Annotated in this window: 13 protein-coding genes; 3 read left to right on the top strand and 10 right to left on the bottom strand. The window is 38.8% G+C overall.

What is annotated here, in order from left to right:
* Positions 1–42 precede the first annotated feature (42 nt).
* The 9 genes from AC220I_RS11750 to msrB all read right to left on the bottom strand — a co-directional run bounded on the left by AC220I_RS11750 (position 43) and on the right by msrB (position 7,708).
* Positions 43–486 (bottom strand): alpha/beta hydrolase, encoded by a 444-nt coding sequence (locus AC220I_RS11750; protein ID WP_486724026.1) that lies wholly within the window; start codon positions 484–486, stop codon positions 43–45.
* 71 nt (positions 487–557) lie between these two features.
* Entirely contained in the window at positions 558–1,901 is a 1,344-nt protein-coding gene (locus AC220I_RS11745; RefSeq protein WP_486724025.1) for an MATE family efflux transporter, read from the bottom strand.
* A 178-nt stretch (positions 1,902–2,079) separates the two neighbouring features.
* Positions 2,080–2,727, bottom strand: coding sequence for a protein disulfide oxidoreductase (pdo, locus tag AC220I_RS11740; protein WP_486724024.1), 648 nt, complete (start codon positions 2,725–2,727; stop codon positions 2,080–2,082).
* Positions 2,728–2,869: 142 nt separating this feature from the next.
* Positions 2,870–3,847, bottom strand: coding sequence for an FAD-dependent oxidoreductase (locus AC220I_RS11735; RefSeq protein WP_486724023.1), 978 nt, complete (start codon positions 3,845–3,847; stop codon positions 2,870–2,872).
* A gap of 112 nt (positions 3,848–3,959) precedes the next feature.
* The gene (locus AC220I_RS11730) at positions 3,960–4,700 is read right to left on the bottom strand and encodes a transposase (protein WP_486724022.1); all 741 of its coding nucleotides are present in this window, start codon (positions 4,698–4,700) and stop codon (positions 3,960–3,962) included.
* 93 nt (positions 4,701–4,793) lie between these two features.
* Positions 4,794–5,528: an amino acid ABC transporter ATP-binding protein gene (locus AC220I_RS11725; protein WP_486724021.1), complete on the bottom strand. Its 735-nt coding sequence runs from the start codon at positions 5,526–5,528 to the stop codon at positions 4,794–4,796.
* Positions 5,525–6,277 carry an amino acid ABC transporter permease gene (locus AC220I_RS11720; protein ID WP_486724020.1) on the bottom strand — a complete coding sequence of 251 codons (753 nt, stop codon included), beginning with the start codon at positions 6,275–6,277 and terminating at the stop codon, positions 5,525–5,527. The genes AC220I_RS11725 and AC220I_RS11720 overlap by 4 nt, the downstream gene beginning before the upstream one ends.
* A gap of 98 nt (positions 6,278–6,375) precedes the next feature.
* Positions 6,376–7,176, bottom strand: a complete 801-nt coding sequence (locus AC220I_RS11715) for a transporter substrate-binding domain-containing protein (protein WP_486724019.1) — start codon at positions 7,174–7,176, stop codon at positions 6,376–6,378.
* A gap of 37 nt (positions 7,177–7,213) precedes the next feature.
* On the bottom strand, positions 7,214–7,708 hold the full coding sequence (gene msrB, locus AC220I_RS11710; RefSeq protein WP_486724018.1) for a peptide-methionine (R)-S-oxide reductase MsrB: 495 nt from the start codon (positions 7,706–7,708) through the stop codon (positions 7,214–7,216).
* A 226-nt stretch (positions 7,709–7,934) separates the two neighbouring features.
* Between msrB and lipA the strand changes: the two genes are divergently transcribed.
* Entirely contained in the window at positions 7,935–8,837 is a 903-nt protein-coding gene (gene lipA, locus AC220I_RS11705) for a lipoyl synthase (RefSeq protein ID WP_486724017.1), read from the top strand.
* 5 nt (positions 8,838–8,842) lie between these two features.
* Here lipA and AC220I_RS11700 read toward each other — a convergent pair whose 3' ends face one another.
* On the bottom strand, positions 8,843–10,267 hold the full coding sequence (locus AC220I_RS11700; protein WP_486724016.1) for an NAD(P)/FAD-dependent oxidoreductase: 1,425 nt from the start codon (positions 10,265–10,267) through the stop codon (positions 8,843–8,845).
* Between the two features lie 94 nt (positions 10,268–10,361).
* Between AC220I_RS11700 and AC220I_RS11695 the strand changes: the two genes are divergently transcribed.
* Positions 10,362–10,880 carry a CDP-alcohol phosphatidyltransferase family protein gene (locus tag AC220I_RS11695; RefSeq protein WP_486724015.1) on the top strand — a complete coding sequence of 173 codons (519 nt, stop codon included), beginning with the start codon at positions 10,362–10,364 and terminating at the stop codon, positions 10,878–10,880.
* A 90-nt stretch (positions 10,881–10,970) separates the two neighbouring features.
* On the top strand, positions 10,971–11,852 hold the full coding sequence (locus tag AC220I_RS11690) for a DegV family protein (protein WP_486724014.1): 882 nt from the start codon (positions 10,971–10,973) through the stop codon (positions 11,850–11,852).
* Position 11,853 lies beyond the last annotated feature (1 nt).

Genomic DNA, 11,853 nt, shown 5'->3' with positions numbered 1-11,853 from the left:
GTCAATCTTCACATGCTCTAGTACAGTGGCTGCCCCCATGGATTAACCATGGGTTCCAATCACACCAGCTTCTCCAACTTTAGAAACCACATAATCGACGATCTGTTTGAGATCTAATTTTTCCTCTACACCAAAAGTGGTATAATCGCCACCACTTTCCCCATGATTTTTATGATCATAAATCACAGCATTATACCCCCGCTCAATAAAGGGTTCTAAATACTTAAGGGATTTCATTAAATTATTTGTGATGCCATGACAAATGATAATTGTCTTGTCAGTAGGCTTATCACCCCCTTGTATCCAATAGCCTTTTAAGACATAGCCTCTCTCAGATAGGATTTCAAAGGCTTCCTTTTCCAAGGCTTCAAAGTAGCCCTCTTCTATAACGCCATCTCTAATCTCCTTGTCCAAAGTTTCCTTATATTGCCAATTGTGTGGGTAAATCGCCTTCCTATTAAAACGCTCACCCAGTACGTAACTCACACTAATTAACAAAAGAGAAAAAAACACTATTATTTTGATAAACCCATAAATCATATTATGCCTCTTGTCCTTTATAGTTGATTAATTTTTCTTTGATACAATCTCTTAAAAAAGAATACGACCATGGCGACCCCGATTAATTCAGCGATAATGAAGGCAAACCAAATCATACTGAGAGAGCCAAATGTCCCTAAAAGCCATGCCAGAGGCAAAAGGACAATAATTTGTCTAAAAAAAGACACAATCATGCTTAGATGGGCTTCACCCATCCCTTGGAATGCCGTGCTCAAGACAATAGAAATCGCTGCCAATGGATATCCCAAGCTAATCACTTTGAAGGCGCGAACCCCAATTTCCACCATTTCATCTGTGCCCTTGAACCATAGTATAAGTTGCTTTGGAAAGATTTGAAACAAGGTCAATCCAAGCGTCATATAAATTATTGCAATTGTCAGCCCCAGTTTTAGCGCTTTTAGCAAACGGTCCTTGGATTTAGCACCATAATTATAGCCTATAATTGGCATCATGCCTTGTGAGAGACCAAATATGGGCATAAAGACAAATGACTGTAGTTTATAATAGATTCCCAATACAGCAACCGCCGTAGTTGTAAACCCAGCGAGGATTAAGTTCAATCCCGTTAGCATAACGGATGCCACTGCCTGCATGATGGCCGCTGGCAAGCCAACGATTAATATCTTTTTCAAGATATCTCGATTAACCTTAAAGGAAAATGGTTTAAACTGAACGACCTTCTTAAACTTAAACACCATTAAGAAGACGAATATCATAGAGGCAATTTGTGCCGTCACTGTTGCAATAGCTGCTCCTCTGACGCCAAGTGCCGGAAAGCCCAATAAACCAAAAATCATAATGGGATCAAGAATAATATTACCAATCGCTCCAATTAACTGAGAAAACATTGGAATTAGCATCTCACCTGACCCTTGAAGTATGCTCACACCAGCCTGCGCTAAAATCCGTCCAAAGGCAAATAACATCACGATCTGTAAATACTGGATGCAGTAGTTTACGATTAGCGGGTCATCTGTAAACATTCTGACAAAGCTGGGCATTACAAAGATGCCCATAAGGGCGATAAAACCATACAGAATAATAGCGATAAAAAAACCATGCTCAGCTGCCAGTGTCGCTTGTTCAAAATTTTTAGCGCCAAGACTACGCGAAATTAGTGAGTTAATACCGACACCCATGCCCACAAAACAAGCCACAATTACAAGCTGTACTGGAAATGCCAGAGATAGGGCCGTAATCGCCTCCTCGCCAATCTGAGCGACAAAAATACTGTCTACGATATTGTAAAGCGCCTGTGTCATCATGGAAAAAATCGCAGGCAGTGACATGGTCAATATGAGCTTGGGAATTGGCATATAGCCCATTTTATTCTTTTCCATATGGTCCTCCAGTATTTTTGATCTTAAAACCATCATAGCATAAAAAAAGGAAATACCTCAACTGGTATTTCCCTTAATTGTATTTTACTGTGATATTCAAATCCTAGTACGGTTTTTGTCTCGTTTTATTGTGTTGTTTAATGTTTCGTTTATTGTGTCGTTTATATATCGTTAATCATTAGTTCTGTGTTTTTCTGATTTCTTCTAAGAAAACATCCAAAGGCTGGTTGCCAACAAATTCATACTGATCATTGATGACAATCTTAGGAACACTTGAAACGTTAAACTTATCGGATAATTCACCAAAAGTCTGTGCTTCAACCATTTCTGCGTTGATAAATGGACTCTCAAGTGCTAATTTATGTGCCTTTTGAACAGCACCAGCACAATGAGGACAGCTTAATGTAACAAACACTTTGATATTAACCGGTTTGGTAAGTGTTTTAAGTTCATTTGCGAGTGATTCTGGTAATGTCTCACCAGCGCCTGCAACTTCCAAAATTCCAGGAATAAACGAGTTGATTTCATGTCCAGCAGGTATGCCGTTGAACTTGATGCCCAAATAATTTTCCTGATCATCCAAAAGAACGATACTTGGTACCATGGTAACTTCATAAGCACTCGCTTTATCAGCGTCCTTTTTAAGATCATATTTTTTCAAGTGGATCATGTCGTTCAAGGATTCAATTTCCTCCATGAATCCCACAGTTTCTGTACAAGTGTTACACTCACCTTCTTGAGTGAAAACTGCCAATGTCACATCTTTTTTCATATTTGAAAACACTTGGCCTAACTGGTCTCTTAATTGATCGTTTAAAAGTTTCATAATATCCTCCTTATATGGCTATGCCATTTCAATTTATAATTTTATATATGACCTATGATCTTATACATTCAACACTTTATTTATTGACGATTAATGCGATGGTCATTAAGCATTTGTCGTGTCGTTCACCTATACTTATCTCTTATAAGTGATTGATATAGTCGTTTGCAGATAAGGCTGCTTTTGCACCTTCACTTGCCGCGACGACGATTTGCTTATAGGGTGTATCGGTCACGTCACCTGCTGCATAAAGGCCAGCCATGCTCGTTTCATTTTTAGCGTTTACTATGATTTCACCCTTGTCATTTAAGGCCACCAACGATTTAACGAGTTCGTTATTTGGTAAATACCCAATTTCAACGAAGACACCCTCTGCAGGTATGAAGAATTGTTCGTTTGTCTTTTTATCCGTAACATTGACACCTGTCACCAAGTTGTCACCAACAACTTCATTGATTTGCGTTTCCAATAGTATTTTCACATTTGATGCCGCTTGAAGTTTATCAATTACAATCTGATCCGCTCTGAACTGACTTCGATGTACTAGGGTTACTGATTTGGCAATTTTAGATAGGTCAATGGCTGCTTCAACTGCTGAATTGCCGCCACCAGCAACAACGACATCTCTGCCTTCGAACAATGGGCCATCACAAATCGCACAGTAGGCAACGCCTCTACCCCTATAGGTTTCTTCGCCTGTTACACCCAGCTGTCTCGGTTTGCTCCCTGTTGCCACAATAAGTGCTTTGGAAAAATATTTATTGCCATTGCCAAGCAGCAACTCAAATTGGCCATCATGCTTCTCAATTTGTTTTACATTTTCGTCCTTGATGATGGGAACATCCAGTGTATTCACATGAGAGATAAACTCATGAACCAAACTTTCGCCTGTGGCTGTGGGAATGCCCAGATAATTCTCCACTGATGAGGTATCTAAAACCTGACCCCCTACCTTAGTGGATAATATCGCAACATCCAAACCCTTTCGCTTACCATAAAGCGCAGCATTTAAACCTGCTGGACCTGAACCGATAATCAAAAGATCATAAAGATGGTCTGCTTGAACTTTCGGTTTCTTCTTTTCATTTCCAAAATCCAAATTTAAATTGAAATCCATCATAGGTTACTCCTTTTTATTAGATATTCGCATCCACTAAGGGACGCAACTTGAATTGAATTTTTTTTTAAATTGCATGTTAATCCATGCAATTTCTGTTCTAATTTTCTTTATTTTATTTTTGATTTAATATTTTACAAACGGTCGATTCGCTTAAGCCCCCAAATAGAAGCCCTAGATCCCTCAAAGATAATATACTGTGCTTTCTAAAAAAGTGGATGTAAGTGTTTCTCAATGATTTGTCCTTATAAATCTCACCGAGCGTATGCCCCTCATTTTTTGCTTTTAAAGCCAAGGCTTCCTGGGCTTCGCTTAAGGTTTTGATACAATTCTCACATTCTATATCTTGATGCTTGTTTCTGCTACAAACCGTTTCCACATCTTCTATGATCACTTGCTCATCAGTGAGTACTGATAAGGGCTCAATATCAATCAATAACTTGGAATCCACTTTGCTTTCATAGACACAGTAGCTATTATATTCATTGGTCGGCGTGTCCTTGTGAAGTTTTTCCATAATGGTCTTCAGGGTTTCTGGCGTCTCTATAATTTGACTTTTATAGCGGTCCTTGAAGAGTTTACCATCACACTTAGCATACATTGCATATGCTATGTTGATGGACTTCATCAACTTAGATAAATCTGTTCCATTTGTATCAATGATCAAATGATATTGATCTGGATTTTTAATGCAGTACGCATAGAGCTTAAAACCAAATTTCAGTCTTGCCTTACTCAAAATCTCTAAGAACTTCTGTCGGTCCAAATGTGATTCAAACAAGGCCCTTTGTGAACTGCCAGACTGATAAATGTGATATAAACCATACACTTCTGCTGCTCTTGCTTTTCGTGCCATACCATCACCACTCATCTCTCTTATGGTTTAAGTTTACCACAAATTTTGCGTAATTCAAGTAGCGTCCCCAACAATTCATAATTTATTTACATTTCATTTAAGTGGCATAAATGTAAGGACCTTGTCTAAAAATCGCTTGAGTTCCAAACTCTCGGGATGGTCTAGAATATCACGAGGTCCATGCTCTATGATTTTGCCGTTTTCCATAAATACGATATAGTCTGCCACACTTTTTGCAAAGCCAATCTCATGAGTAACAATGATAAAATCCTTCTGCGCCTCTGCCAATTGCTTAACAGCACTGAGGACCTCATAAGTTAGTACTGGATCTAAAGAAGATGTTGGTTCATCTAGTAATATCAATTCTGGTTGAATCGCAAGTGCTCTTACGATAGATGCACGTTGTGATTGACCGCCACTGATTTGATGTGGCAATTTATGGGCGTGCTCCAATAGACCAAAACGCTCTAATAAATCTGATACGGGCTTGAGGACATCCTTACGGCTGCGTTTATGGACCTTCTCAAGAACCAACAGAATATTTTCCATCACAGACAGGTGCGAAAATAAGTTGTGGTCCTGAAAAACAAAACCGACATTCTTTCTGTACTGGTCCAAACCTGCGCCTGACATGGAATGGCTGTTGACGATTATATCGCCATTTTGAAAGGATTCAAGGCCGGCAATCAACCTTAAGAGGGTTGATTTACCACTGCCGGATGCACCAAGAAGTGCCAGTATTTGAATGTTTTCAAGTTTTAGAGAAATATCGTTGAGTACTGTTTTATCTTGATATTTCTTCGTTAGATTTTTAAGTTCTAAATTCATTTGTCCACCTTGTAGTTCATTCTTTTCTCTAAATATCTAACCAACAAAATGAGTGGTACCGTTAAGAGCAAGTAGCCCAAAGTAACGATGATAAACCCCTCTGAATATCTGAAACTTGCTGCTTGAACTGTTTTAATTGTATTCAAAAATTCATCTGTTGACATGTAAGACAAGAGTGCACTTCCCTTAATGGTTAAAGCAAACTGACCTGCCAACGGCGGTAATATGGTCATCAAAACTTGCGGGAAAACCACATATCGATAGGTCTGAACCTTGGTAAATCCAAACATTTTTGCCGTCTGCCACTGATTGATATGGATTGACTCCACAGCACCTTTATAAATATCAGCAATATATGCACCTATGTAAAGTGCTAAGGTGATGACGCCTACCCAAAACTTAGATCTGACATTAAAAGCATTTCCAATATAATAATAGGCCACAATGGCAATGACAACCAAGGGTGTTCCGAAGATAATCATCTTGTGTATTTCCTGCAGGTATCTTAAAACACCAAATTTAGATGTCGACATCCAATATAGAATAAGACCTACAACAAGCGCCAGTACAAGGGCGAGAAAACTGATTGAAATCGTCGTTAACCAACCATTGAAAATCACCCTTTTGTAGGTAATATATACTGAGTAATCCACACCTTTATCTAATGATTTTGTCATTACAAAATAGAAAAAGAGACCATAAAGCAGTAGTGCTGCTGCGAAACTGGCAATTTTTTTGAAGTGTTCCATCTTATTCTCCATCTTTATTAATAAGCCCTAATTTAGTATAAAAGCTCAAAGGGGCAATTTGTGCGCCCCTTTAAGCTTATAAACCACCACTATTCTATTTAAAAGAAAAATTCAAGGCCGTATTGTTGAAACTCTTCCATTTTTTCCTTTAAATAAGTCTCTCTTATTTTATCATAAGTACCATCTGTTTTGGCTTTTTTAATGAAATCATTGATTTGATTTCGAAGTTCGTTTTCACCTTTTCTCATGGCGATCCCCCAACCTTTAGTGTTTGGCAGAGGATCTAAGATTGTACGCGTTGTCTCTTTGTAATTTTCATGATGTCTTATAATTGACAAGGGGTCATATATAAAGACGTCAGCATTACCTTGAGCAACCTCCAAAACTGCACTTGCCTCTTCATCAATATTGAGTATTTTAGCATTTGGTGCATTTGCAGCTGCCCATAAAGCACCGATTGTTCCCGTCTTAGAAGCGATTGTCACATCTGGGCTATTTAAGTCATCCGCTGACTGAACCTTTGAATCCTTGTACACAAGCATCATCAACTGACTGTTGGTATATGGATCAGAAAAGTCCACCACTTTTTCTCTTTCCTCTGTTATGGTCATGGAAGAAATGATAATATCAATATCACCTTGCTCAAGTGCAGGAATTAAGCTTGGATAAGCAGTATCTACAATTTCAATATCCATTCCCAAGTGGTCACCTAGAGCTTTAGCCAACATGACTGAAGCACCGTCTGGATTGCCGTCAGCATCCTTTGTCTCAAACGGCGGATATTTTAGTTCCATACCAACTTTAAGTACTTTATTTTCTTGACCACTATTACTGCCACCTGCAGCACATCCTGATAAAATAAATACAAAAATCAGGATTAACGCAAAAAACTTTCTCATATTATGCCTCCTATTATCAAACAACTAAATTTATGACCTAGTCTAACAATTTAAGATAATCACCATAGCCCAATGCTGCCATTTGTTCCTTGGGAATAAACTTTATTGCGGCAGAATTGATACAGTATCTTAATCCTGTGGGTTCAATGCCATCATCAAACACATGACCAAGATGTGAATCCGTAAACTGACTCTTTACCTCGACACGCGTCATAAAGTGACTATGGTCCACTTCATATGCCACAAGGTCATCAGAAATGGGTTTTGTAAAACTTGGCCAGCCACAACCTGCATCATACTTATCTTTTGATGTAAATAAGGGCTTTCCGGATATGACATCCACATAAATGCCCTCCTCTTCATGATCCCAATAGGCATTGTGAAAAGGACGCTCAGTCGCTCTAAATTGTGTTACCTCTACCGATAATTCACTTAAATTTTTTAGGGCATCCCTTTTTTGATGATCATCAATTTTAGGCTGGTCCGGACTGTTTTTTTGTGCTTCAATCAATTGATTCAATGACTTTTTCATCATATCACCTCCATATTGACCTAGAATATCTATACCCTAATAAATGTTAATTCTAACGGCCAATCCAATATATTTATGAATCTTAACAACTATATTGTCCTAAAATCTTTTTATAGCTGATAAAATCTGCTAATATCAAATGAGATGACTGTATTTAGATTTATGACGATTTAGATAGATGCTCTACACTGCCCTTTATTAATACGAACAGATTGGAGACGTGTAAATGGAACCTTTAAAAAAGAACACGCTGAAGCGTAAGCCTGAATGGCTCAAAGTAAAAATAGAAAATCCAAAAAACCTCAATCATGTGAATACTTTGATCCGATCTTTAAACCTCAATACGGTATGCCATGGTGCTAACTGCCCCAATCGCCTTGAGTGCTTTTCCAAAAAAACAGCAACATTTATGATTCTCGGTGGGGTTTGTTCGCGCCATTGTCGATTTTGCAATATAGAAAGTGGCAAGCTATTACCCCCTGATATCAACGAGCCCTATAGAGTGGCAAAAGCAGTTGAAGAACTGGGCCTAAAGCATGCAGTCATCACATCAGTGACAAGAGATGACCTTCCTGATGGTGGTGCTAGTCTTTTTGCAGAGACCATTAAAGCCATCAAAGCAACATCAAGCGAAACGATTATCGAAGTCCTCATTCCTGATTTTAAAGGCGATTATCAAGCCCTTAAAGTGGTCATGGATGCAAAACCACATATTATCAACCACAATGTGGAAACCGTTTCTAGACTCTATGCTGATATTCGACCTGAAGCCGATTATGACCAGAGCTTGACCCTACTTAAACGTGTTAAGCAATATGATCCAACTATTTTTTCAAAATCTGGTTTTATGCTCGGTCTTGGAGAAACAGAGGCTGAAGTGACTGAACTGATTAGAGATTTAAAAGCACACCAAGTGGATATCTTGACAATCGGACAATACCTGCCACCATCAGAGTACCATGCTCCTCTGATTGATTATATCCATCCAGATCAATTCGTAGCATATGGACAATATGCCACTGAAATCGGGATCGCCAGTGTCGCTTCATCTCCGCTTGTAAGAAGCTCTTACAATGCACTTGACGTTTTTAATACCCTCAGCCAAAAACACTTGGATGATGCTTTATAATAAATTTAAACCCTTAGTTTTCGGATTTCTTCAATTTCAACACGGATTGGCGCAGCCTGCGTTTCAGTCCGTGTTTTTATTTTGTGAACTTCCACCTCAAGGTGTTCTGACAATATTGCTTTGACTCTTGGACCACAGTAGTTGCCCTGGCAGTTACCCATTCCAGCACGTGTGCGTCTTTTAACCGCATCAGTTGACCCCACGGGAATACCTCTGGTTAAACTGTCCAGTATTTCAGATTCTGTAATGCCTTCACATCTGCAAATGATTTTGGAATCTGGTTTATTCACTTTGATAATTGGTGGTCGCTCACCATTAAAAGATTCATTTAAGTCAAAATCAATTAGTGCCTTTGATTTTATTAGCTCAACCAAGTATTGAGCGATTGCAGGTGATGACGTCAAGCCTGGCGAATCAATTCCAGCCACGTGGAAAAGACCACTTATAGGAGATGCCTTTATGACAAAGTCACCAGTTGGAGACATAGCCCGAATACCAGAAAAAGTTGTAAGGGCTCTTTTAAGATTAAAGCCGGGGATGGATTTTCGTGCGGCCTTTATCACCATTTCAAGCCCCTCAAGGCTCGTATTTGTATTCACATCCTCCTTTATATCCTCTGCATCCGGACCAATCATGAGGTTTCCATGGAAAGTTGTCGTCACCAAGACGCCTTTGCCCTTTTTGTTTGGCGTTTGAAAAATCACCCGATCACAGAGATAGGATTGGTCTTTGCCAAGTAATATATATTGCCCCTTGCGCTTCATAATCTCAATAGGTTCATCTCTTGCACTTTCTGCAATATCACCACTATGGGCGCCTGCGGCATTAATGATAATTTTACTAAAGAGCCGTTCACCCTTGCAATCTAAGATTTCAAAATACTCTGAGTCAAACCTTGAAATTTTTTCAACCTCGAAATCCAGCTTTAGGGCCACGCCATTTGAGATCGCATTTTCAATCAGTGCAATGGTGTACTCATAAGGGGATGTCACACCGACAGTTGGTATATAAAGAGCGCCTATAGCCTCTTCAGAAACATAGGGCAATTTCGTCCTAAGCCTTTCTTGATCGATGATTTCATATCCCGACTCTCCGACTTTGATGCCATTTTCAATTTGAGCTTTAATGACATCAAAATCGCTTTCAGAAAATGCCAGCATATAAGCACCAGTCTTGCGATAGCCAAAATGAAGTTGCTCATTTAAGGCTTCAAACATCTGGTTACCCTTTATACAAAGTGCCCCCTTTAAGGTACCCGCTTTGCCGGCATATCCGCCATGAACAATACCACTGTTGGCTTTTGAAGCACCAAGCGAGACGTCATGCTCCTTCTCAATGAGCACAATCTTCAAATTATACTTCGACATTTCCCTTGCGATGGCACCGCCAACAGCACCTGCGCCAATAATGGCTATATCATAGTGCATCATGTGATTTCACCTCTATCTAATTTGAATTAATATTTGTTTAATACCTCTATTATAATATAAATTTTGGGTATATGAACCACAAGGAGGTGAGATTATGCGTAATATACCCAATCTATTGTCCGGACTGAGAATTCTGATGGTTCCCCTTTTTATTTATTACTACTTATCCGGTTCAGTTTCCATAGCAGTCGTCATATTTATCGCCGCAGGCATTACGGATTTACTTGATGGCTTCATTGCAAGAAAATACCATCTTATTAGTATCATCGGGACCCTACTAGATCCACTAGCAGATAAACTCATGCTCTTATCCGTGCTGACTTGTATGACCATTAAAGGCATTATGCCAATATGGGTCACAACCATTATGTATTCAAAGGAACTCTTTTTGGTTATCACAAGTGCACTTTTATATTTTAAACACGAGAAAAGGGCAACACCATCAAACGTATTTGGTAAACTCGCTACCGTTTCCTTTAGTGCTTTTATTTTTTTGATGCTCGTCATGCCAGAACAAACCAATTTAATCTATGGCATTTACCTCTCCATGATTCTTAAATTTACAGCACTTTTATCTTATGTCCTCAGTTATAAAAAAAGTCAATTAAATTAAAATTGTATTAATTAACAAAATATAAAAGGTCTTTAGTTGAATATCCTCTGATTATACATTAAAATAGTAGTTGAACTAGGAGGGTAAACTATGAGTGTAAAAATTATCACTGACTCTTGCTGTGACTTACCAATTCAATATCTCGAGACACATCAAGATATACTCGAGGTTCTGGGTATGCCAGTACATATTAATGGTGTCGACTATATTGATGACCTTGGAAAAACACTGGATCACAACACTTTTTATGGCTATTTAAGAAAAGGCATCATGCCTACAACTTCACAAATAAATGCATATCGGTTTGAGGAGGCATTCAGAACAAATATCGAGTTAGGTCATGATGTGATCTATATTGGATTTTCATCAGGTCTAAGCGGCACTTATAACAGTGCGTGTGTGGCCAAATCAATTATACTGGATGAATATCCTGAGGCTAAAATCGAGGTAGTCGATACACTTTCAGCTTCAGTGGGTTTAGGTGCCCTGTTAGTGGAAATTCTGAAAAATATAAAAGAAGATACTAGTATTGACGATCTCAAGCATTGGATTGAAACACATAAAATGAATTTTAACCACTGGTTTGGCGTGGATGACCTAAACTACCTCAAAAATGGTGGTCGTATTTCAGCTGCTTCCGCCATGGTTGGAACTGTTTTAAACGTAAAACCTACTTTGATTCTCGATTCAGAAGGCAAGATCAAACCTTACGGCAGTGTTAGGGGGCGAAAAAAATCAATGGCTTTCTTGGTTTCAAAGCTTGAAGCACACTTAAAGGATCGTGAAAATACTTCAGTCGTTTTAGGACATGGTAACTGTCCAGAGGACGCAGAAATCTTAAGGGAAATGATTCAAACTCAAATTAAGCCATATGAAATCATCGTTTCTGAACTTTCAATGACCATCGCCTCACACGTTGGTCCAAATATGATCGCTGTGGCGTTCATGGGCGATAGTAGAGAAAACATATAGC

The organism is Fusibacter sp., assembly GCF_057447755.1.
Note: the sequence above shows the minus strand (reverse complement) of the source record. Positions and strands in the feature narration are given on the sequence as shown.